The following is a 23663-nucleotide window of genomic DNA, read 5'->3' on the forward strand; positions in this document are numbered from 1 at the left end:
CAAAATCTTGAAATATCCAGCTTGGATAACAAACAAAAAAGGGAGCCAAAGCTCCCTTTCTTTACATCCGCAAGAATTAACCTTGCATCTGTTTCTCTTTGATCTCTGCAAGTGTTTTACAGTCAATACAAAGGTCAGCAGTTGGACGAGCTTCAAGACGACGAATGCCAATCTCGACACCGCAAGAGTCACAGAAGCCGAAATCGTCTTCTTCGATCTTGTCTAGTGTCTTCTCAATTTTCTTGATAAGACGGCGCTCACGGTCACGGTTACGTAACTCTAGGCTGAATTCTTCTTCTTGAGAAGCACGGTCAACTGGGTCTGGGAAATTTGCTGCTTCGTCCTGCATGTGGTGCACAGTACGATCAACTTCTTCCCTGAGCTGGTTGCGCCAAGCTGCTAAAATTTTTGTAAAATGTTCCGTTTGCTCAGGTGACATGTATTCTTCACCTGGTTTTGCTTGGTACGGTTCAACACCTGCGATGGCTAGGATGCCTAGCGCTTTTTTCTTAGATTCTGGCATACAGCATCTCCTATTTACACCTAGTCAACTGCAAAGCAGCTAATTTTAAGGCGGGTATCTATAGCAGAAAGAACGAATGGTGGCAAATACTCTTGCTCAAACTTGCAATCAATGTGAATAGTTCAGCATTTTTGCTTAGCTATTGATAAATTCAACAGCTTGTTTTAGTTGTATTTGAGTACTGCTGAGCTCTGCTTTATAGCAAAGCACTTCAACACCAGCGTCTTGTGCTTGTTTTAGTAATAACGAATATTTGGCGTCTATATGGTGTGCCGCAGACACTTTTTCAATACCTGAATGCAAAACAGTGAATAAAAGTACGGCTCTATTTCCAGATTCGACCATTTCTGTGAGTTCACGCAGATGTTTCTGGCCTCTGGTGGTGACCGCATCAGGGAAAAAGCCTTGCCCTTTGGTTGACGCTTGTTGTTCATCGAGCAAAGTGACGCTTTTTACTTCGATATAGCAAGGTGGCTTTTCGTTATCTTCAAGCAGAATATCAATTCGACTATTCTCACTGCCATATTTCACTTCGGTTCGTAACGCGTTATAGCCTAAGAGTTCAACTATAGTATTATTTTCAATTGCTTCCACTGCCAACTGGTTTGCTCGCGCAGTATTTACACAAATACGGTGACCTTTGTCTGTTTCTGAGATCTCCCAGCTGTTTGGGTATTTTCTTTTTGCATTATCGGATGTTGAGTACCACACCGTATTGCCAGGAGTCGCACATCCCGTCATCGCTCCAGTGTTAGCGCAATGAATAGTACGTTCGCTGCCGTCTGGAAGTTGGATGTCAGTGAGAAAACGTTTATAGCGTTTAATAAGAGTCGCTGGCTCTAATGGAGGATTGAAGTGCATATTACTTATTAAGACAGGTAGGTTTTTATGTACAATGTTGCCAACATTACACCACAAGGTTCTCCCATTGCCACAACTGCCCATAGAAGCTGTGATGCCAGATCTGCTCGCTGGCGTAGAAACACACACTCAACTTATTCTAAAGGCTGCTCCCGGTGCGGGTAAGTCAACATTCTTCCCATTACAGTTAGTTAAGACCAACGCAGTTCAAGGCAAAATCATTATGCTTGAGCCGAGGCGTTTGGCGGCAAGGAATATCGCAACTTACTTAGCCAGCCAATTGGGAGAAAAAGTGGGAGATAGCATAGGTTTTAGAGTTCGTGGTGAATCTAAAACCAGCAGTGCGACTCGCTTGGAAATCGTAACTGAAGGGATTATGACGAGAATGATCCAAACCGACCCTGAATTGACTGGGGTTGATATGGTGATCTTTGATGAGTTTCATGAGCGCAGTATCCATGCAGATACTGCGCTGGCCTTTAGCTTAGAGATCCAAGAAGCACTGCGTGATGATCTAAAAGTGATTGTAATGTCGGCGACGTTAGATCAACAAGCTTTGCAATCTTTGTTGCCTGATGCCAAGTATGTTGAATCACAAGGGCGAACTTTCCCGGTCGACTTCCGTTATCAGCCATTAGGCTCGAATGAATATTTAGCCCCTAAGATGGCCAACGTGATTTGTTCTCTGATGGAGAAACAGTCAGGCTCACTTTTGGCTTTCTTGCCGGGTGTCTCGGCGATTAAGCAAGTCGAATCTCAACTAGAACAACTCGCCAGCGATATCGATGTGTGTCCTTTGTACGGTCAGCTCAGCTTTCCTCAACAACAAAAAGCGATCGCGCCATCAGAGAAAGAGCGTCGAAAAGTGGTGTTAGCGACCAATATTGCTGAGACTTCTTTAACGATTGAGGGCATTCGACTGGTGGTCGATTCCGGGCTTGAACGTGTGGCAAAGTTCGATCTGAAAACCGGTATTACTAAGCTTGAGCAAGTGAAAATCTCGCAGTCTTCTGCTGAACAAAGAGCGGGTCGTGCTGGGCGAATCGAAGAGGGCCTGTGTGTTCGTTTGTACAGCGAAACACAGTTGATGCAGCAACCCGCTGTACCAGAGCCTGAGATTCTTCATTCTGATTTGTCTTCGTTGGTGTCTGAATTGACACAATGGGGAGCCGCAAGTGCTGATGAATTGCAATGGTTAGACATTCCACCGAAAGCTTCAACAGAACAAGCCAAGCAACTCTTACAAAACCTGGAACTGTTAGACGGTAATGGTCAATTTACGGCACTAGGAAAACAGGCTCAACGCTTAGGACTTGAACCTCGCATTGCCAGTATGTTGGTTAAAGCGCAGCAAAGTAGCCAAGAGCTACTGAATGTCGCGATTGTTGCTGCCGCTTTACTGGAAGAGCCAGAGCGCAATGTGACGGATATTCAGCATTCGTTGCATCGCCTTAAGCAAAGAAAACACTCGAAAAACAGTGTTGTAATGCAACGCGCAAAAAGCCTCGCAAGTAAACTCAATCATCACTTAGATTTGTCACAACTTGACGAATCATTGCTACCATTAGTGCTTTGTTTTGCCTTCCCAGACCGAATTGCACAAGTGAGAAGCGCAACCAGCAGTGCTTTCCTTCTTGCGAATGGCCACGGGGCAGAGGTTCGTGACGATGATCCATTGGCGAACAATGACTATATCGTAGTGATTGATTTGATGCGTAGCACAGGGCGAGCTAGCCAGATTTTCTTAGCCACTGCCGTTGATATTTCGCAGCTAGAAGCTGAATTCCCAAAACTGTTTGTGCGTTCAGATTACGCCGATTGGGATGAGAAACGTGGCCGCTTAGTGGCAGAGCAGCGAGTGTCTTTGGGTAAGTTGATTATCAGCACCAAAGCTTTACCAGAGCCTGATGTGAATCAGGCGAGCAAAGCGCTACTCAATTATATCGCTCGATGCGGACTGGATCGCTTACATTGGACCCCTTCGGCTAAACAGTTTGTTGAGCGTGTACGCTGTGCAGGGCTTTGGATGCCTGAGCATGATTGGCCTGCGATGGATGACGCGAGTTTGATTGAACATCTTGATGAGTGGTTATCACCATATCTGAATGGCATTAAGTCCGCTAAAGGGCTGTCGAATGTATCGATTGAACAAGCACTGTCGGCATACCTTGGTTGGCCGTTGAATCAAGAAATTGATCAATGGCTGCCTTCTGACTATCTGATGCCGACGGGCAGTAAAAAAGCAATTCGCTACCAGTATCAGTCTGAGCCAGTAATCTCAGTACGAATGCAGGAAGTCTTTGGTGAACGAGACTCGCCATTAATTGCGCAAGGGCGTAAAAAAGTGGTGCTTGAGCTACTTTCTCCAGCACAACGACCACTACAAATTACTCAAGATTTAGCTGGCTTTTGGGCTGGCGCGTACAAAGAAGTACAAAAAGAAATGAAAGGCCGTTACCCAAAACATCCTTGGCCAGATGACCCTGCTAATCATGTAGCAACCACTAAAACTAAACGACAGTTGAATCGATGATGACCAAAATGTTAACGCCAAAAAAAGCACCACCTAAAAAAGCGCCAGCAAAGAAGTCACCAGCGACCAAAGCAAAGCCTAGAAAGCCAAGAGCAGCAGCGAAAAAGACTAAACCTAAAGCTAAGCCGTCTGGTCAGAGAGGTTGGTTGAAGATCCTGTGGGGCATTTCTTGGAAAGCGGGCCTAGCGCTCGCCGCATTGCTGTTGTTCGTCGGTATTTATCTTGATTCTGTGGTCAAGCAACGTTTTGAAGGTCAGCTGTTTGATTTGCCAACCGTGGTTTATGCGCGAGTGCTGGACCTGTCTCCGGGAACTCAGGTGAGTTTGGTGCAGGTTAAGAATGAGCTGGATGTACTCAATTATCGTAAGGTGAACGCTCCTCGTCACCCTGGCGAATACTCTTCTTCCTCAACCAAGATTGAAATGATTCGCCGCCCGTTCGAGTTTGTCGATGGACCGGAAGCGGATCGTCATGTGATGCTGCATTTCAACGGTAACGAGTTAACTCGTATTCAGTCACTAGAGAAGAAAGGCGACATGGGGTATCTGCGTGTTGAACCGAAAATGCTTGGCATGCTTGAAAAAAGTAGCGATGAGCAGCGTCTGTTCTTAAAACGTAATCAGTTCCCAGAGGTGATGGTTGATGCATTGCTGGCAACCGAAGACCGAAATTTCTATCAGCACGATGGGGTATCGCCACTGGCCATCGCTCGAGCGATGGTGGTCAATGTAAAAGCAGGGCGAACCGTACAAGGTGGTAGTACGTTGACGCAACAGTTGGCAAAAAACCTGTTCTTATCTAGTGAGCGCACATTATGGCGTAAGGTTCGCGAAGCCTATATTGCACTTATTTTGGATCATCGTTACAGCAAAGACCGCATCTTAGAAGCCTACTTAAACGAGGTTTATCTTGGGCAAAATGGTGGGCAAGCGATTCATGGCTTTGGATTAGCATCTCGCTTGTATTTCGGGCAACCGATTCAAGAACTCCGAATTGACCAACTAGCACTGCTGGTCGGTATGGTCAAAGGACCTTCGTATTACAACCCGGTTCGTTACCCTGAGCGAGCTAAGACTCGACGAGATTTGGTTCTACGTTTGCTGATGCAACAAGACATATTGACGCCGAAACAGTACGAAGAAGCCGCAAGCCGAGACTTGGATATTCAAGATAACCCACGCATTGCGAGCCGTCAGCCCGCTTACTTCCAGCAAGTCAATATTGAGCTTAAGAGATATGTCGGTGATCGATTTGAAGCACAGAAAGGCATTCGAGTATTTACCTCTCTGGATCCTGTTTCTCAAGACAAGCTAGAGACATCGATTGCTCGTAAGGTGCCTGATTTATCTAAAACTGCAGGTAACAAGCTAGAGGCTGCTGCTATTGCAGTGGATAGAAATACTGGTGAAATTCGTGCGATGGTCGGTGGTAAACGCACTGGCTACGATGGTTTCAATCGAGCCTTGAATGCGAGTCGTCCTATTGGTTCTTTGGTTAAACCAGCAATCTACTTAACCGCATTAGAGCAACCCCAGAAGTACACATTGGCGACAACCTTGATGGATACTCCACTAAGCTTGAAAGGCAGTAAAGGCAGCGTATGGAGCCCAAGAAACTTCGATCGCAAGTTTCGCGGAGAGGTGCCTTTGTATGTGGCGCTTTCTAAGTCTTACAACGTACCAACGGTTCGCTTGGGCATGCAGTTAGGTATTGATAGCGTGTCGGATACGATTGGAAAACTGGGTGTCGATAAAAACGAAATTCGCCCAGTGCCATCGATGTTTTTGGGTTCATTCTCATTGACCCCATTTCAGGTAGCGCAGATGTACCAAACGATTACCAACTCTGGCCGTATAGCACCTTTGTCTGCGCTTCGTTCAGTGGTTGATAACGATGGTGAGGTTTTATATCAGTCGATCCCTCGTGTATCACAAAGCGTTGACCAGCAAGCAGCTTGGTTGACAACTTATGCCATGAAACGTGGTGTGTCGGAAGGTACTGGACGTTTCCTACAAGGTCAGTTTGCATGGGCAGGATTAGCCGGTAAAACGGGTACCAGTAATGACAGCCGAGACAGTTGGTTCGTGGGTATTGATGGTCGTGAAGTCACTACCATCTGGCTAGGACGCGATGATAATAAGCCGACTAAACTTACGGGCTCTAGTGGTGCGTTACGTGTCTATGCCGATTACTTGAAACATCGAACTCCAGAGCAGTTATTGTTGCCTTGGCCGAATGGCATTACGACGGCAAGTTTTACTCGGACTTCTGAAGGGGCTTTAGAGTTTGACTGTGACGGTACGGTTAAACTGCCGGTTTGGGATGAGAATGGAAACATTAAAAAGGGTTGTGAAAGTCAACCAAAACAGTGGCTAAAAAAGCTTTTTCAATGGTAAAGTCGTAAAAGAAAAGAATAACAAGGATAGTTTAAAGAATGATTTCTCGTTGGATTGTGAGCGGCTTAGGCATTGTCGGTACTGTGATCAGTTTTCAGCTGTTTGCATCTACTGTGACACCGGTGGAGCAATCTCAGCAAGCTCATAAAAGACCAACCGTTGCTGTCGTGCTTGCTGGTGGAGGGGCCAAAGGAGCGGCTCACATTGGGGTGCTTAAAGCCTTAGAAGAGATGCAAATTCCGGTTGATTACATTACCGGTACCAGTATGGGCGCTTACGTTGGTGGTCTTTATGCGACAGGGATGAGCGCAGATGAGATCGAGAGCTTTATTTATACGGTGGATTGGAATCGTGGCTATCGCGATCGCGTTAACCGTAGTGATCGCCGTGTGCGTGACAAAGAGTATGAAGACCGTTATCAACTGAATACCGACCTCGGTTTAGGTTGGGGTGAAATCAAAGCCAGAAAAGGTGTGGTTCAAGGCCAGAATATGTTGCGTATTCTGCGTGAGACCACAGGTAACTTATCTCCACTCGATTCTTTCGACAACCTCGCTATTCCATATCGCTCTGTTGCAACCGACATTATCGATCTTGAAGAAGTGGTCATCGACCATGGTCATCTTGTTGATGCGATGATGGCGAGTATGTCGGTACCCGGAGCTCTTCCTCCTTATGAGGTTGATGGACGAATGCTGGTTGATGGTGGTGTCACCAATAACATGCCAGTGGATGTTGCTCGAGCAATGGGAGCCGACATCGTTATTGCCGTTGATATCAGTACTAACTACAAAAGCAAAGAAGACTTTACTAACTTTTTAGCAGCAGCAGACCAACTCTCTAATTACCTTGTTCAACGCAGTACTCAAGAGCAAGCCGCTACGTTAACAGACGATGATTTTTTCCTACGTCCTGATGTTGGGCAAATGGAGACCACAGAGTTCGATAAAATGCCGACGGCTTATCATGCTGGATACGAAGCAACAAGGCAGTATACGGATCAGCTCTCTAAGTTGTCGCTCTCGAATGCGGACTACCAACACTATATTGATGATAAACAGAAAGCTCGAAAGCAGCTTAAGCATGGTGATAAAACGGTGGTGGATAAGGTCGTTATCAATAATAACACCCACTATTCAGATAAGTTGATTGCCAATCGTTTGAACCTCGATTCTGGCAAAATCCTTAAAACCAGTGAAATTGAATCTCAGGTTAAAGACCTCTATGCGCTCGACCGTTTTGAATTGGTCACCTATGAATTTGACAATGTAGACGGTGAAGATCAACTGCAGGTAGATGTAAATGAAAAATCATGGGGTCCTAATTACCTCAACTTTCGATTTTATCTTGAAGATGACTTTGCAACCGAGAGCCAATATTCAATTGGTATGTCGGCTAATTTTACGGATATTAACTCGCATGGCGCAGAGTTAAGAACGAATGTAGAAATGGGAACTGATAAACTCATTGAGGCTGAGTTATATTCTCCTTTTTTCTCAAGCCAGAAGTTATTTACATCGGCATCACTTGTTTATAGCAATCAGAAGAGAAACTTACCCGCCAATATTGACGATATCGAAGAGCCCACTCTTGACGTAACTAAAGACTACTTACCAATGACTTATCAAGAGTATATTGGTGAACTGGCATTAGGTTACCAGCCAACATTGTGGCAAGAATTTAAAGTGGGGGCTCGATACACCGATGGTGATGTTGAGGTAGCCTCGTTACCGTCTTTAGGTAGCGGTGGATATACACGTATTGGTGGGTTTATGAGTTATCGATTGGATACTTTAGATAACTTCAGTTTGCCAACCAAAGGGTATTTCGTTGATCTGGAGTATCTCGTTTCCCATGATGATTTCGATAATGACTCTTCTCTTGCTGATTCTGAATTTAACTCTGAAAGCGATACGGTTTATGAGATTTCAGCTAATGTCATGGCTGCGCAGAGTATTGAAAAGCATACTTTAGTCGCAAAGTTCGATTTTGGTATGGTAGAGAGTAAAAATTCCGTATTCCCTATTGATCCAAAGGAGCTTGGAGGCTTCTTAAATTTATCGGGAATACCAAGAAATAGTCTTATTGGGCAAAACTTGGCATATGGCAGTTTAATTTATCGCTATAAATGGTTTGAAAATGATTTTGGCTTGTTTAAGTCACCGTTCTACGTGGGTGCGTCCATTGAGCATGGTGGTGTATGGTCGAATAATGATTTGAACATTGACGAAGCGCCAATGTTCACCGCTGGTTCGGTCTTTGCCGGAGTCGACTCCCCATTAGGGCCGATTATTTTGGCTTATGGTAGAACCGAAGATAATTACGACTCGGTCTACTTAATTATTGGAACGTCTTACAAATAAACATGCGTGGGATAGCTCTTTTTCCGACTAAATAGGCAAAAATCGTAGGACTTTCGTCTTAACTTGCTATGTTGGTCAAAATGATAAGATTTTAATTTAACGTTAAATTTGCTATTCTACCGCCCACAGTTTGGCCTCTATGATGCCGCTCATCAATACAAATTGAATGACAAAAATGGCAATGGAGAGCCAAGTTTCCAAGGATGTTCACTTCTTTATTTTACTAATAATTATGAAGATAAGAAGTGAACCGCAATGAGAGGAAAAAAGTCGTGCTTGAAGCCTACCGTAAACACGTCGAAGAACGTGCTGCCGAGGGAGTTGTTCCAAGACCACTAGATGCTGAGCAAGTCGCTGGCCTAGTTGAACTTCTAAAGAACCCACCTCAAGGTGAAGAAGAATACCTTCTTGACCTACTAGAAAACCGAATTCCACCAGGTGTAGATGAAGCTGCTTACGTTAAAGCGGGCTTCCTAACAGCTATCACTAAAGGTGAAGTTGAATCTCCACTAGTAAGCAAAGCAAAAGCTGCGGAACTACTTGGCACAATGCAAGGTGGTTACAACATCGAATCTCTAGTTTCTTTGCTGGATGATGCAGAGCTTGCTCCTATCGCTGTTAAAGCGCTTTCTCATACTCTACTGATGTTTGACGCATTCTACGATGTAGAAGAAAAAGCAAAAGCAGGTAATGCTTCAGCACAACAAGTGCTTCAATCTTGGGCTGATGCTGAGTGGTTTACAGCTAAAGACAAAGTAGCGGAAAAAATTACCGTTAAAGTATTTAAAGTCACTGGTGAAACGAACACCGATGACTTATCTCCAGCGCCAGATGCATGGTCACGTCCTGATATCCCAGTACACGCAAAAGCGATGCTGAAGATGGAACGTGATGGTATTACTCCTGATGAGCAGGGTAACGTTGGTCCAATTACTCAAATTGAAGAAATGCAAAAAGACGGCATTCCACTGGCTTACGTTGGTGATGTTGTTGGTACTGGTTCTTCACGTAAATCAGCGACAAACTCAGTACTTTGGTTCATGGGTGAAGATATCCCATTCGTACCGAACAAGCGTACTGGCGGTGTTTGTCTTGGTGGTAAAATTGCTCCGATCTTCTACAACACAATGGAAGACTCAGGCGCACTACCAATTGAGCTGAACGTACAAGACATGAACATGGGTGATGTGATTGATATCTATCCTTATGAAGGTGTTGTTCGTAAAGACGGTGCAGATATCTCAAGCTTTGAGCTAGGCAAAGTACTTCTAGATGAAGTACGTGCTGGTGGTCGTATTCCACTGATCATTGGTCGTGGCTTAACGGGCCGTGCTCGTGATGCTCTAGGCCTAGCTGAAACCGATCTGTTTGCTAAACCAATCGATCCTTCTGCTTCTGATAAAGGCTACACGTTAGCTCAGAAGATGGTAGGTAAAGCGTGTGGTGTTGAAGGTGTGCGTGCGGGTCAGTACTGCGAACCTAAAATGACAACAGTAGGCTCTCAAGATACTACGGGTCCTATGACACGTGATGAGCTGAAAGATCTAGCTTGTCTTGGTTTCTCTGCGGATCTTGTGATGCAGTCTTTCTGTCACACATCTGCATACCCGAAACCAGTTGATGTAAACACTCACCATACACTGCCTGATTTCATCATGAACCGTGCGGGTGTTTCACTTCGTCCGGGTGATGGTGTTATCCACTCATGGCTAAACCGTATGCTTCTGCCTGATACTGTTGGTACAGGTGGTGACTCACATACTCGTTTCCCTCTAGGTATCTCGTTCCCTGCAGGTTCTGGTTTAGTAGCATTTGCTGCAGCAACAGGTGTTATGCCTCTTGATATGCCAGAATCAATCTTGGTTCGCTTTAAAGGCGAAATGCAGCCGGGTATCACGCTACGTGACCTTGTACATGCAATTCCTCTTTACGGTATCAAGCAAGGCCTACTGACTGTTGAAAAAGCCGGTAAGATCAATGAATTCTCTGGTCGTGTACTAGAAATTGAAGGTGTTGACCACCTGTCTGTTGAGCAAGCATTTGAACTTTCAGATGCATCTGCGGAGCGTTCTGCTGCTGGTTGTACTGTTAAGCTTTCTCAAGAGTCTATCGAAGAGTACCTGAACTCGAACGTCGTTATGCTTAAGTGGATGATTGCTGAAGGTTACGGTGATGTTCGTACTATTGAGCGTCGTATTACGGCAATGGAAGAGTGGCTAGCGAACCCTGAGTTGCTTTCTGCTGATTCAGATGCTGAATACGCTCATGTTATCGAGATTGACCTTGCTGACATCGATCAGCCAATCCTATGTGCACCAAACGATCCAGATGATGCTCGTCTTCTTTCTGACGTTCAAGGCACTGAGATTCAAGAAGTGTTTATCGGTTCTTGTATGACCAACATCGGTCACTTCCGCGCTGCAGGTAAGATGTTAGAAGAGTTTAACGGCTCACTAAATACTCGCCTATGGGTTGCTCCGCCAACGAAGATGGATAAAGACCAACTGACAGAAGAAGGCTACTACGGCATCTTCGGTCGTGCTGGGGTTCGTATTGAAACTCCGGGTTGTTCATTATGTATGGGTAACCAAGCTCGTGTTGCTGACGCTTCGACAGTAATGTCGACGTCTACTCGTAACTTCCCGAACCGTTTGGGTAATGGTGCGAACGTTTATCTAGCTTCTGCCGAGCTTTCTGCAGTTGGTGCGATTCTTGGTCGTATCCCAACTAAAGAAGAGTACTTAGCGTACGCCGAGAAGATTAATGCAACCGCTGCCGATACTTACCGTTACTTGAACTTCCATAAAATGGGTCAGTACACGGATAAAGCAGACACGGTTATCTTCCAAGAGCCTGCGTAAGCGGTTAATGGAGTGCGATAAAGTGCCGACTGCGCTGCAGTAAAGCACTCGCTGCTAACAAAACGCCTTCTCTTTGTGAGAGGGCGTTTTTGTTTATGCGCGTTGCTGGTGGTTTGTTCTTGGTGATTTGTTCTTGGTGGTTTAGTGCAGCATTAAACACACTCGATCTCTCGTAGACTTAGCTATATACTCTCGCCTCATTTTTGCTACTACCTATTTATTGAACCTTCTTTTTATTAGAACTTTGGAGCCTTATGGAATTCGAATTTACTAGAAACACTCTAATGGGTGAATACTATGTGAAATGCAGCATGGGCCATGAGATTGTTGGCCGCTGGCTTCAAGAAGAGATCGGGAAAGATAAGCAGAAACTGGATCATGTGATGGCGTTGATTGAACAATCTCGACAGGATCTGAGTAATGAAGTGACGCTGCTTGGCAAAGAGATCAGCCTTGCTATCAATGAAGATGACGTAACGATTCAGGAAAACGTGTTAGCGCATGAGCAAGAGATGGAAGAGGGCAGTGAATTCGACTTCTATAACTGTGAAAGCCAAGCAAGCTGTGGAATCGATGATTTCGAGCGACTTATCGAACGCTGGATGGACTTTCTAGGCTATTAAGGTCTAACTTTCTACACGCTAGTTAGCCCCTATTCTTGAGTCATTTAGAGCTTTGAAGGCTTGGTTGCCCAAAACTGGAGCAACAATAGCGCAACGCATTAAGATAGTGAAAAGGCCGCACCATATTGGTGCGGCCTTTTTCGTTTTTATGACCTTATCATTTACATATTATTTAAAATCAATAACTTAACATTTTGGCACGCTACTTGGATTGTAATAAGAGAATTAACGGATTAAGTGAAGAATTTAAGGAACGAATATGAAATTAATAAATGCCATTGTTAAGCCATTCAAATTAGACGATGTACGCGAAGCGCTCTCTGATGTGGGTATTGAAGGTATGACAGTTTCTGAAGTGAAAGGTTTTGGTCGTCAGAAGGGACACACTGAATTGTATCGTGGTGCGGAGTACCAAGTGGATTTTCTACCAAAAGTGAAGCTAGAGATTGCTACCCAAGCTGAAAACGTTGACCGAGTTGTTGAAGCGATTAGCCAAGCAGCACATACCGGAAAAATCGGTGATGGCAAAATTTTTGTGTATGACCTAAGCCAAGCCGTACGTATTCGTACTGGTGAAATGGATGCTGAAGCACTTTAAAGAATTACAAGGACTGGAGACTTTAATATGGAACTTACTACAACAGTAATGGAACTACGTTACGCACTAGACACTTTTTTCTTCCTCATTTCAGGTGCGTTGGTCATGTGGATGGCAGCAGGCTTCGCAATGCTTGAAGCTGGCCTAGTTCGTTCAAAGAACACCACAGAAATCTTAACTAAGAACATCTGTTTATACGCTATTGCTTGTACGACTTTCTTAGTGGTTGGCTACAACATTATGTACGTAGATAACGGTGAAGGTGGTTGGTTGCCTTCATTTGGTACTTTAATTGGTACTCAAGGTGAAGGCGCAGACCATTCACTAGAATCTGACTTCTTTTTCCAAGTTGTGTTCGTTGCAACGGCAATGTCGGTCGTTTCGGGCGCAGTGGCTGAGCGTATGAAGCTTTGGTCATTCCTTATCTTCTCTGTGGTTCTAACAGCGTTTATTTACCCAATGGAAGGTTACTGGACTTGGGGTGGTGGCTTCCTATCAGAAGCAGGCTTCAGTGATTTCGCAGGTTCAGGTATCGTGCATATGGCTGGTGCTTCGGCTGCGCTTGCTGGCGTATTGTTACTCGGTGCTCGTCGAGGTAAATACGGTAAAAATGGTGAAATTTACCCAATCCCTGGTTCAAACATGCCGTTAGCAACATTAGGTACATTCATCTTATGGTTTGGTTGGTTCGGCTTCAACGGCGGTTCTCAGCTAATGGTTTCAGATTTTGAAAACGCGACAGCGGTTGGTCAGATCTTCCTTAACACCAACGCAGCAGCAGCAGCAGGTGCAATCGCAGCATTACTAGTATGTAAAACAACTTGGGGTAAAGCAGACTTAACAATGATTCTTAACGGTGCGTTAGCTGGCCTAGTAGCAATCACTGCAGACCCTCTATCACCATCACCTTTATTTTCTGTAGCGATTGGTTCGGTATCTGGTGCCTTGGTTGTATTCAGCATCATTGCTCTAGATAAAGTGAAGATTGATGATCCAGTGGGTGCTATCTCAGTTCACGGTGTATGTGGCTTCTTCGGTCTAATGGCTGTGCCTCTAAGCAATGCGGATGCAACGTTTGGTGCTCAACTATTGGGTGCAGCAGTAATCTTTGCATGGGTATTCGGAGCTAGCCTAGCGGTATGGGCAGTGCTTAAAGCAACAATTGGTATCCGTGTAACTGAAGATGAAGAATTGGAAGGCATGGACATGCATGATTGTGGTGTTGGCGCTTACCCTGAATTTGTATCAGTAAAGTAATCAAAGAATAAAGCTTAATGTAGATAAAGAGTAAGCTAGTTTAAGAAACCCCATAACCATTGGTTATGGGGTTTCTTGTTATTTATGTCTAAGCAACAATGATCTCTCAAGAGAGAGTGAGCGAGTATTTTGGATAGGAGATGATATGAATATCCTCTGAAATACATTGTTACAAAAGTGCGAGCTTGATGGTGCTGAGCAGACGAATTTTTTGTCGGACATCATTGTAATTATGTTACTGATGAATATAATAACGCAACTGATATAGATTATCATTTCGATATAAAGGATTTTACAATGAAAAAACTGCTAACACTTTCAGCTCTAGCGTGTAGTGTGATTGCCCCGACAGCAATGGCTGCGGAAGAAGTGAACGTATACTCTTACCGTCAACCTTTCCTAGTTGAGCCTATGTTCAAGGAATTCACGAAAGAGACTGGCATTAAAGTAAACGTTAAGTTTGCTAAAAAAGGTTTAGCAGAGAAGTTAGCTCAAGAGGGTGAGTACAGCCCAGCTGACGTTGTATTAACTGTTGATATCAGTCGTTTATCTGAACTCACTAAACAAGGTCTAGTTCAATCTGTTGAAAGTGATGTACTTGAAAAGAACATCCCTGCTCAGTACCAAGATACTGCTAACGAGTGGTTTGCTCTAACAACTCGTACACGTAGCGTTTATTCTTCACGTGATCGTGTTGGTCGTCTAGGTGAAGAGTTTACTTACGAAGATCTAACTAAGCCTGAATTTAAAGGCAAAATCTGTACTCGTAGCGGTAAGCACCCATACAATGTTTCTCTAGTATCTTCGATGATCGCTCACAAAGGTGAAGCTGAAACGAAAGAGTGGCTCGAAGGCGTAAAAGCAAACCTAGCACGTAAGCCTCAAGGTAACGATCGCGCACAAGTTAAAGCGATTAAAGAAGGTCTATGTGATGTTGCTCTTGGCAACAGCTACTACCTAGGTAAGATGGTTAACGATAAAGAGCAAAAAGCTTGGGCTGATGCTGTTTACATTAACTTCCCTAACCAAGAGACAACAGGTACTCACGTGAATATCTCTGGTATGGCAATGGCTAAATACTCTCCAAATGAAGAGAATGCCGTTAAGCTAATGGAATTCCTATCTGGTAACACAGCACAAAGCATGTACGCAGAAGTGAACTACGAGTACCCAGTGAAAGCAGACGTTAAACCTTCTGAGCTTGTTGCTTCATGGGGTGAATTCAAAGCTGATACAATTTCTCTAGACCAGATCGCTGACCACCACGCAGCAGCAATCAAGCTATTAGATGAAGTTAAGTTCGATCTTTAATTTATTACTGTAGGCTTCGGCCCAAGTAAAATGACAACCTCAAGTCGCCATTTTCGGTCACTTGGGGTTGTTTGTTTTTGGAAAATCACTTTTTGATACAAAGCTCGTCGTTGATCCCTTGAGTTATTAGCATCTCACCTTGAAGTCGTTACAGTATATGGGTATAAATAACCCCACCATTAAAAGGATATGAGATGTATTTGCAAATGCATTTGTGTTTCATTAAGCCTCGTTGTAGTTAGGCGATGAAAGAAAAGAATTATTTATGGAACACCAGTAGCGGCATTATTGCAGTATTGCTGGTTTTACCGATCTTAGCGATTTTTACGACGGCTGTTGGAGAAACAGATGAGCTATTTTCTCATCTGATGTCCACAGTGATGCCCACCTATGCTTACAATACGGTGGTTTTAGTCATAGGAACCATGTTCCTGTCTTTAGTTTTTGGTATTCCGTCTGCTTGGATTATGGCAATGTGCCGTGTGCCGGGTGAGCGTGTTTTACAGTGGGCACTGGTACTGCCATTAGCTATGCCAGGCTATATTGTCGGGTATATCTTTACCGATTGGTTCGACTTTGCAGGCCCTGTTCAAGTGTTACTGCGAGATCTGACTGGGTGGGGACCCGGTGAGTATTGGTTCCCGGATATTAGAACGTTATCGGGCGCCATTATTGTTCTGTCCCTCGTTCTTTACCCGTATGTTTACTTGTTGTGCCGCGCGGCCTTTATGGAGCAAAACGTCTCCTTATTGCAATCCGCTCGGTTGCTAAAATGTTCACCTTGGGAAAGCTTTCGTCGTATTTCTTTACCGCTTGTTCGTCCTTCTATGGCGGTAGGTCTATCGCTTGTCGCAATGGAAACCATCGGTGACTTTGGTACCGTGAGTTACTTTGCAGTCAACACCTTAACGACAGCGGTTTACGATACCTGGTTAGGTTACTCAAGTTTAACGGCTGCAGCGAAAATATCGGCAATTATGCTGGTTATCGTGATCCTACTGTTGAGTTCAGAGCGCTATAGCCGTCGTAAACAGAAACTGTTCCAGAATCAATTCAGCAGTCGTGAAGACTTTCGCTACGACTTGTCCGGTTGGAAAAAATGGTTGGCACTGTTCTGGTGTTGGGGATTAGTGTGCGTTGCATTCTTGTTTCCTCTCGGTCAGTTGATGATCTATGCCTACAAATACTTTGCGCAAAGCTGGACACCTGAATTCAGAGAGTATGCGGTTAACAGCCTTTATGTGTCAGTCGTCGCGGCGATTATTGGCGTTATCATTGCGATGATTGTGAATTTTAATCAACGTGTTAGCCCAAGTAAGAAAAATCAGGCTTACATGCGTATTGCTTCGATGGGCTATGCCGTTCCAGGCACCGTGTTAGCGATTGGCGTGATGGTACCCGTGTTGTTTATGGATCACTTGGTCAATGACATCGCTAAAGTGATGGAGTGGGGACGACCTGGTTTGATCTTCTCTGGTTCCATGTTTGCGCTTATCTTTGCAATGGTCGTGCGTTTTTCGGCAGTGGCGATCGGCAGTATCGAAAGTAGCTTGAGTAAAGTATCGCCTTCATTGGATATGGCTTCTAAAACCATGGGTTGTAATACCAACCAGATGTTACGTCGTGTTCATTTACCTTTGATTAAACGCGGCGCGTTGATTGCAGGTTTACTGGTGTTTATCGAATCAATGAAAGAGCTAAATGCGGCATTGCTGTTACGTCCTTTCAACTTCGAAACATTGGCGACCTATGTTTATAACTATGCCTCAGATGAGCACCTAGAGTTGGCGGCAATGCCTGCTGTATTATTGGTGTTGGTGGGTTTAATTCCTCTGATCATCGTCAACCGTTCTTTGGAGCAGAAACACTAATGAGTTGTGCATTATCAATTAAAGATCTGACTTGTAAATATGAGTCGCAAACCATCTTGGAATCGCTCTCGTTAGAAGTTGAGCATGGTGAAATCGTTTGTCTTCTTGGTGCCAGTGGCTGCGGAAAAACGACTTTGCTTAAGGCGGTTGCAGGGCTGCTTCCATTAAGTAGCGGAATCATGAGCTTGAACTGTCAAACCATTGATGATGGTGATAATTGGTTGCCACCAGAGCAACGAAACATCGGTATGATTTTCCAAGATTACGCCCTGTTTCCGCACCTGACGGTAAACCAGAATGTCGGTTTTGGCCTTAAAGATCTCTCTGATCAGCAAAAGAAAGAGAAAGTCCAAGAGATGTTGGAGCTGGTTCATTTAGATGAATTCGGTGACCGATACCCACATCAACTTTCTGGTGGTCAACAGCAGCGCGTAGCGATTGCTCGTTCTTTAGCATACAAGCCAGATTTATTGTTATTGGATGAACCTTTCTCAAATATCGATACTCAGGTTCGCCATGAGTTGATCTCTCAGATTCGTAAAATATTTAAGAAGCAGGGTGTGACGGCTATTTTTGTGACTCACAGTCGTGAAGAGGCGTTCGCGTTTGCAGATAAGATGGCAGTAATGAACCATGGTGTGATTGAACAGTATGGTTCGGCATCGGAGCTTTATTTCCACCCTTCGAGTAAGTTTGTTGCAGACTTTTTGGGCGGCGGCAGTTACCTCAATGCACAGCGTATTTCAGAGCTGGAGTTTGAAACCAGCTTGGGTATGGTTGAAGCTAAACCACAAACGGAGATTGAATTCGGCAGTGCGTGTGAGCTTCTTTTAAGACCACAGCATATTCAAGCTAGTTATGAACAAGACAGTGCTATTTCAGTGCTAGAACAGCAATTTATGGGCGACCACTGCCGTTATGTTATTGAAGCACACGGTCAAAAGCTATTGGCAACCTCGTCAGAAGCGCTTGAAGTTGGTATGCCGGTCAACGTAAAAGTGGATACCAAAGGCGTATTGGCTTTCTAATTAGGTACAACTCATAGTACCGATAATTCGTGATGAACCATAAAAAAGGGTTCATCGCGGCTTTCCGGGGAAAGCCGCTTTTATCTTCAAGAAGAAGTAGTCTGTATCTCGATACCCATACCCCATTCGCTTGATTAACTTTATCTTGTTGTTTATCCCTTCCAGTGTGCAGGTGTTCAACGGATAACTTGCCGATGCGATAATGCCGTGAAGATAAGGACTCAGTTTTCGTGCGAACTCTTTCAATGGCTTAATTCCACTCTCTTGCACTTGTTCCCACCACGTGTCCCAGAGCCCCTTCGCGTGCCCTTCGGATTCACAATACCAAAGCTCTTTGAGTTGGGCTCCGAGTATATAAGTGGTCATTAAGTCCTTATTGATATTCAATATTTCAGTAAGATAGCTATCTTGACGTGTATTTAAGTTGCCTCTATTTTTCAGCAGTACCCACCGTGAGCGCTTCACCCATTGCCTCGCTTTTTTATCTTGCTTGAGTTTGTTGGCTTGGTCGACTCTGACTCTATCCATCACCTCGCGACCGAACTTAGCAACAACATGGAATAAGTCGTAAACGATTTTTGCGTTCGGGCAGTGCGCTTGAACTTCAAGGTCAAAAGCCGTATTCATGTCCATCGCTACTGCTTCGATATTTACCCCATTCTCGCCTAGCTGCTCGAAGAACGGCCGTATGTCCTTGCGGCTGCGGCCTAATCCAACCCAAATGACTTGATGAGTCTTCGCATCAGCGATGACGGTGGCATATCGATGCCCTTTAAAGATGGCGAACTCATCCATCACGAGCTGCTTTAGCTCACCCCATTTCACTGGCGGCACCACTTGTCGAAGTCGGCGTTTATCTATTTCTTTAATGGTGTGCCAATGAACGCCCGTAATTTGGGATATATGCTTAATGGGAAGCAGGGGTAGCAGTTGTTCTATATAGCTTTTTAGGCGCTTTGTTATACGAGCATAAGGCTCTAACCAAGAGAGAGATTCTGTTTTTATGCCGCAGTCACGACACTTAATCCTTCGAGTTTGAACGGAAAGTTCAACAGGCACACCGAGCAACATGGCATCCTTTACGTGACGCCATTGATACTCATGGATAGCCTCGGCCTCAAGACCACAAAGGCATTTAGCCTCAGAGCTAGGTTTAAGAGTCAGGGTAATAAGTGATGCAGTCTGGAGAGACTTTACTATTTGAAAGCCTTCCCAGAATGAAGATAGGAAAGTATGATTCGGCATAGAAACGGTAGTTTGTGTATGATTTTTGTTTGGCGACTAAACCATATCACTTACTACCGTTTTTGTTTTTAGTTCCCGCTAATCCGCGATGAACCTAAAAAAGCCCAGCACTTTAATCGAAAGTACTGGGCAAAAGCTCTTCATCTATAGGGGTTAACAAGGCAGTGATTTGTTAAGTCCCATACAAGACTGCTGCGCTCTATAAGCCTATAGAGAGAGGAAGTCTTTCACTTTTTGAAGAACATGTTCTGCAGTGTCTTTATCTTCCATTTCAGCGAAGATTCGTAGCAATGGCTCAGTTCCTGAGAAACGAGCAATCACCCAGCCGCCATTCTTGAAGTACACCTTAGCGCCATCTTCATAGCTGACTTTTTCAATTTCGTATTCAAATTCAGGCAGTTGTTTCTCTACGTAGATCTTGGTGTAGAGCGCTTCTTTCTCTGAAGGTTTGAATTTGCAATCTCCTTCTGCCGTATACGCATAACCATACTTAGAGTAGATTTCATCAAGTAGCTCAGAGAGTTTCTTACCTGTCACACTGATCATCTCAACCAGTAAGCTCGATGCGAACACGCCATCCTTACCTTTGATGTGACCTCGAATGGTTAAACCGCCAGAGCTTTCACCGCCAATTAGTGAATCATCGGCTTCCATTTGAGAGCTGATATGCTTAAAGCCTACAGGAACCTCAAAGCTCTTCTCACCATGATCTGCCGCTACTTTGTCGAGCAGATGTGTGGTGGCGATGTTACGCACGACAGAGCCTTTCCAGCCTTTGTATTCCAATAAGTAGTAGTAAAGAAGCAGTAACACTTCGTTAGGGTGAATGAAGTGACCTTTCTCATCGATGATGCCTAAACGGTCGGCATCGCCATCGGTACCAATACCAATGTCATAGCCTTCTGCTGCAACCAAATGCTTCAAGCGGTAGAGCGTAGCGGCATTAGGAGATGGCATGAGACCACCGAAATCTGGGTTCTTACCATCGTTGATCACGTCGACATCACAGCGAGCGCTGATTAACACGGTTTGCAGTGCGTTTTTTGCCACACCAAACATCGGGTCAATCAGTACTTTTAGGTTGGCTTTCTTAATCGATTCGATATCAATAGCGTTAATGATCGAGTCAACAAAGGCGTTCATCGGATTGATGATTTCAATTTCTTTGTCATTCAATGCTTGTTCAAAATCGACTCTGACAACATCTTCACTGGTTAGGGTCGAAATCTGTTGTTCGATCTTTTCTGTGATGATCTCATCAGCATCACGGCCACCTTCAATGAAGATCTTTATACCGTTATAGTCCGCTGGGTTGTGAGAAGCGGTAATACACGCAGAGTAAATACATCCCATCTCTTTCGCTTGGAACATCACGATAGGAGTCGGAACGAACTTGTCGATAAAGCTCACTTTGATGTTGTTGGCTGCCAATACTTCAGCAAACCAGCACGCGGCTTTATCTGAAAGGAAGCGGCGGTCATAGCCGATAACGAAGCCGTTTTTCGCTGCATCTTCATTATTGATGATGTTAGAGAGTGCTTGTGCCACTAAGCGGACGTTTTCTCTAGTGAATTCTTCACCAATAAACGCGCGCCAGCCGCCAGTACCAAATTTAATCATTAGAAAATCCTTTTAGTCTCACTATCTCAAGCCAGTAAAGACTTGAGATAGGAGCTGTTCATCAAATTAAGTGATTAGCCGAGTACAACGATAACTTCGTTCACGCTGCCTTCTGCTTGTACTGGGATTACGCCTTCAATCTGCTCACCGTTAATCGTGATAGAAGCAACGCCCTTACTTACTGAATTCGGGTTTTGAACTTTGATGTTGTAAGTCGCACCGCGCCATTGACGAGTTACCTCGAATTCTGGCCAATCAGTTGGGATACAAGGATCTACGGTTAAACCTTCAAAGCCTGTGCGAACACCAAGAATGAAGTTGGTTACCGCAAAGTAAGCCCAACCCGACGTACCTGTTAACCAAGGGTGGTTTGCACGGCCGTGGTCTTGGTGGTCTTTACCCATGATGAACTGCACGTACGAGTATGGTTCTGCGTAGCGTGTTTCAATCATGTCATTTTGGTTGTATGGGTTTAGTGCGTCGTAGAATTTCATCGCACGGTCACCACGGCCTAGCTTCGCTTCTGCTACCCAAGCCCATGGGTTCGGGTGAGAGAAGATAGCGCCGTTCTCTTTAACGCCTTGGTAAACGCGAGTCACAAAGCCGATATCATCGTTTGGTGTTGCGAACGATGGAGAGTTTAGGTGTAGGCCGTATTCAGAGAAAAGGTTCTCATCGACAGCGTCCATCGCTTTCTCACCGCGTTCTTGAGATACCGCGCCAGATAGAACCGCTAGCGTGTTTGACTCAAGGTGAACTCGACCTTCAGCTTGTTGAGCTGTACCGATCTTGTCGCCATTTTTAGTCAGACCACGGATGTACCAGCCACCCTCGTCATCCCATAGGTGTGTTTCACACGCTTCGCGAACGTTAGCGGCCATTTCTGTGTATTTAGCGACATCAGCATCGTTATTACGGAACTTAGCTAGGTCTAAAAATTCTTGTAGCGCCCAGAAATGTAGGAATGAAACCATTGAAGATTCACCACCACCTAGGTTCAAACAGTCATTCCAGTCTGCGCGAAGACCTTTACAGATACCGGTTTGCCCTACGTATTCAGCAGAGAAGTTCAGTGCGGCTTTCATGTGTTCGTAAACAGTCGCTTCGCCGCCGTCTGCGTATGGAATTACTTCGTCAAAGAAGTCGTGCTCACCGGTTTCCATCACGTATTTGATGATGGTTGGTACGATCCACAAGTGATCATCAGAACAGGTATCGTCAATACCGTGGATCTTGTCGTCGTCTGAAGGCGTTGGAACAACCGTTGGCGATTTTGAAGGCTCAACGTCGGCTTTCTCTGGATCGAACCAGTCAGGATCGAACAAGTGTAGCCCGTAGCCCGCTTTCACTTGGCCACGAAGCAGATCGATAATACGTTTCTTGGTCATTTGTGGGTTGGCATGAGGTACTGAGATCGCGTCTTGCGCAGTATCACGGTAACCAAGGCCAGTACGGCCACCGACTTCAATGAAGGATGCAAAGCGCGACCAAACCACACAGGTTTCCGCTTGGTAAAGCGTCCACGTGTTGATCATGGTGTCTAAGCCTTCGTTTGGAGACTTAACTTGGAACTTGTTGCAGCGCTCATCCCAGTGATCTTTGATGCCTTGGAAAGCCGCATCTACGTTGGCTGTGTCTTGGTATTTCTCACGTAGGCGCTCACCGTTGCCTTTGCCGATACCTAGTACGTACGCAAAGCGAACCTCTTCACCCGGTTGAATTGTAAATTGCTTATGCAGAGAACCACAGTGGTTGTAACAGGTTTGAGCGCTGTTAGAACACTTGCCATTTTCAACCGCGATTGGGTTTGCTTCGTCACGGTACATGCCAAGGAAGTTGTCACGTTGTCCGTCGTAGCTGTCTGGCGAGAAGGTAGATGCTAGGTAGTAGAAGCCTTCAAAGTCGTTGGTGTTGTAGTACAAGTCGTATTCCAGAACACCTTCTTGGTAAGATGTACCCGCAGAGTACAGAGACATCTGATGGTTCTGGTTATCTGATTGAATATGACTGAAAGAGAACTCAACAAATGAGAAAGTACTGATCGTTCTTGGCTTGTCAGTGTTGTTTTTCAGCACGACATCCCAAACTTCCGCATCTTCACCTTTAGGAACGAATAGCGTTTTAGTTGCCGTAATACCGCCGTATTCACACTTGAATTTTGAGTATGACAGGCCGTGACGAACTTCGTAGTTCGCTTCATCTAGGCTTTTTGCCACTGGCTGCCAAGAGATAGACCAGTAATCACCTGTCTCATCATCACGCAGATAAACATAGTGTCCTGGACGGTCGAATGTACCGTTTGGACGGAACTTAGTAACACGGTTGTATTCCGGAGAATTGTAGAACGAGTAACCACCCGCATTGTGCGAAATCACGGTACAAAACTTTTCAGTACCTAGGTAGTTGGTCCATGGTGCTGGTACATCAGGGCGAGTGATGACGTATTCGCGATTGTCGTTATCGAAATAGCCGTATTTCATTGTCATTTCCTTTTTAACAAACTGCATCTATGCAGCTAATTTTTAAATAGTGATGCTGAGTCTTATCTGACTGAACACCTTAATCAGGGTTAA

General features: G+C 44.8%; 15 protein-coding genes. 10 read left to right on the top strand and 5 right to left on the bottom strand.

Going from position 1 to position 23663, the window contains the following annotated elements; all coding sequences use genetic code 11:
• Positions 1-76 precede the first annotated feature (76 nt).
• Together dksA and sfsA are read right to left on the bottom strand one after the other, a co-directional pair.
• Positions 77-523, bottom strand: coding sequence for an RNA polymerase-binding protein DksA (gene dksA / locus AC3CHU_RS02705; protein ID WP_017073117.1), 447 nt, complete (start codon positions 521-523; stop codon positions 77-79).
• Positions 524-658: 135 nt separating this feature from the next.
• Positions 659-1384 (bottom strand): DNA/RNA nuclease SfsA, encoded by a 726-nt coding sequence (gene sfsA, locus AC3CHU_RS02710; protein WP_488525026.1) that lies wholly within the window; start codon positions 1382-1384, stop codon positions 659-661.
• A gap of 34 nt (positions 1385-1418) precedes the next feature.
• Here sfsA and hrpB point away from each other — a divergent pair, with 34 nt between their 5' ends.
• The 10 genes from hrpB (at position 1419) to AC3CHU_RS02760 (ending at position 18225) form a co-directional block, all read left to right on the top strand.
• A complete protein-coding gene (gene hrpB / locus AC3CHU_RS02715; protein ID WP_488525027.1) occupies positions 1419-3917 on the top strand; it encodes an ATP-dependent helicase HrpB in 2499 nt (832 codons plus the stop codon).
• Positions 3914-6313 (top strand): penicillin-binding protein 1B, encoded by a 2400-nt coding sequence (mrcB, locus tag AC3CHU_RS02720; RefSeq protein WP_488525028.1) that lies wholly within the window; start codon positions 3914-3916, stop codon positions 6311-6313. Before hrpB ends, mrcB begins: the two co-directional genes overlap by 4 nt.
• Before the next feature lie 38 nt (positions 6314-6351).
• On the top strand, positions 6352-8676 hold the full coding sequence (locus tag AC3CHU_RS02725) for a patatin-like phospholipase family protein (protein WP_488525029.1): 2325 nt from the start codon (positions 6352-6354) through the stop codon (positions 8674-8676).
• A 272-nt stretch (positions 8677-8948) separates the two neighbouring features.
• Complete coding sequence (acnB, locus tag AC3CHU_RS02730; protein WP_171330451.1) at positions 8949-11537, top strand: bifunctional aconitate hydratase 2/2-methylisocitrate dehydratase; 2589 nt, start codon at positions 8949-8951, stop codon at positions 11535-11537.
• A 254-nt stretch (positions 11538-11791) separates the two neighbouring features.
• Positions 11792-12160 (top strand): YacL family protein, encoded by a 369-nt coding sequence (locus tag AC3CHU_RS02735; protein WP_017088701.1) that lies wholly within the window; start codon positions 11792-11794, stop codon positions 12158-12160.
• 259 nt (positions 12161-12419) lie between these two features.
• Positions 12420-12758, top strand: a complete 339-nt coding sequence (gene glnK, locus AC3CHU_RS02740; protein ID WP_004738200.1) for a P-II family nitrogen regulator — start codon at positions 12420-12422, stop codon at positions 12756-12758.
• Between the two features lie 27 nt (positions 12759-12785).
• Entirely contained in the window at positions 12786-14015 is a 1230-nt protein-coding gene (locus AC3CHU_RS02745; RefSeq protein ID WP_017088370.1) for an ammonium transporter, read from the top strand.
• 297 nt (positions 14016-14312) lie between these two features.
• Positions 14313-15326 (top strand): Fe(3+) ABC transporter substrate-binding protein, encoded by a 1014-nt coding sequence (locus AC3CHU_RS02750; protein ID WP_017084266.1) that lies wholly within the window; start codon positions 14313-14315, stop codon positions 15324-15326.
• 245 nt (positions 15327-15571) lie between these two features.
• Positions 15572-17197, top strand: coding sequence for an ABC transporter permease (locus AC3CHU_RS02755; RefSeq protein ID WP_017084265.1), 1626 nt, complete (start codon positions 15572-15574; stop codon positions 17195-17197).
• Positions 17197-18225, top strand: a complete 1029-nt coding sequence (locus AC3CHU_RS02760) for an ABC transporter ATP-binding protein (RefSeq protein WP_237291078.1) — start codon at positions 17197-17199, stop codon at positions 18223-18225. The genes AC3CHU_RS02755 and AC3CHU_RS02760 overlap by 1 nt, the downstream gene beginning before the upstream one ends.
• A gap of 51 nt (positions 18226-18276) precedes the next feature.
• On the opposite strand, the gene AC3CHU_RS02765 is transcribed toward AC3CHU_RS02760, so the two are convergent.
• From AC3CHU_RS02765 to AC3CHU_RS02775, 3 genes are all read right to left on the bottom strand, one after another.
• The gene (locus tag AC3CHU_RS02765; protein ID WP_488524348.1) at positions 18277-19470 is read right to left on the bottom strand and encodes an ISL3 family transposase; all 1194 of its coding nucleotides are present in this window, start codon (positions 19468-19470) and stop codon (positions 18277-18279) included.
• 207 nt (positions 19471-19677) lie between these two features.
• Positions 19678-21090, bottom strand: a complete 1413-nt coding sequence (locus tag AC3CHU_RS02770) for a phosphoglucomutase/phosphomannomutase family protein (protein WP_004734524.1) — start codon at positions 21088-21090, stop codon at positions 19678-19680.
• A 74-nt stretch (positions 21091-21164) separates the two neighbouring features.
• Positions 21165-23570 carry a glycoside hydrolase family 94 protein gene (locus AC3CHU_RS02775; RefSeq protein ID WP_488525030.1) on the bottom strand — a complete coding sequence of 802 codons (2406 nt, stop codon included), beginning with the start codon at positions 23568-23570 and terminating at the stop codon, positions 21165-21167.
• Between the last annotated feature and the right edge of the window lie 93 nt (positions 23571-23663).

The organism is Vibrio sp. QJM3NY_39 (genome assembly GCF_057785895.1).

What these genes read in the sequence shown, in the direction of transcription:
- dksA (WP_017073117.1), bottom strand. Translation starts at nt 523, where the DNA reads ATGCCAGAATCTAAGAAAAAAGCGCTAGGCATCCTAGCCATCGCAGGT.
- sfsA (WP_488525026.1), bottom strand. Translation starts at nt 1,384, where the DNA reads ATGCACTTCAATCCTCCATTAGAGCCAGCGACTCTTATTAAACGCTAT.
- hrpB (WP_488525027.1), top strand. Translation starts at nt 1,419, where the DNA reads ATGTTGCCAACATTACACCACAAGGTTCTCCCATTGCCACAACTGCCC.
- mrcB (WP_488525028.1), top strand. Translation starts at nt 3,914, where the DNA reads ATGATGACCAAAATGTTAACGCCAAAAAAAGCACCACCTAAAAAAGCG.
- AC3CHU_RS02725 (WP_488525029.1), top strand. Translation starts at nt 6,352, where the DNA reads ATGATTTCTCGTTGGATTGTGAGCGGCTTAGGCATTGTCGGTACTGTG.
- AC3CHU_RS02735 (WP_017088701.1), top strand. Translation starts at nt 11,792, where the DNA reads ATGGAATTCGAATTTACTAGAAACACTCTAATGGGTGAATACTATGTG.
- glnK (WP_004738200.1), top strand. Translation starts at nt 12,420, where the DNA reads ATGAAATTAATAAATGCCATTGTTAAGCCATTCAAATTAGACGATGTA.
- AC3CHU_RS02745 (WP_017088370.1), top strand. Translation starts at nt 12,786, where the DNA reads ATGGAACTTACTACAACAGTAATGGAACTACGTTACGCACTAGACACT.
- AC3CHU_RS02750 (WP_017084266.1), top strand. Translation starts at nt 14,313, where the DNA reads ATGAAAAAACTGCTAACACTTTCAGCTCTAGCGTGTAGTGTGATTGCC.
- AC3CHU_RS02755 (WP_017084265.1), top strand. Translation starts at nt 15,572, where the DNA reads ATGAAAGAAAAGAATTATTTATGGAACACCAGTAGCGGCATTATTGCA.
- AC3CHU_RS02760 (WP_237291078.1), top strand. Translation starts at nt 17,197, where the DNA reads ATGAGTTGTGCATTATCAATTAAAGATCTGACTTGTAAATATGAGTCG.
- AC3CHU_RS02765 (WP_488524348.1), bottom strand. Translation starts at nt 19,470, where the DNA reads ATGCCGAATCATACTTTCCTATCTTCATTCTGGGAAGGCTTTCAAATA.
- AC3CHU_RS02770 (WP_004734524.1), bottom strand. Translation starts at nt 21,090, where the DNA reads ATGATTAAATTTGGTACTGGCGGCTGGCGCGCGTTTATTGGTGAAGAA.
- AC3CHU_RS02775 (WP_488525030.1), bottom strand. Translation starts at nt 23,570, where the DNA reads ATGAAATACGGCTATTTCGATAACGACAATCGCGAATACGTCATCACT.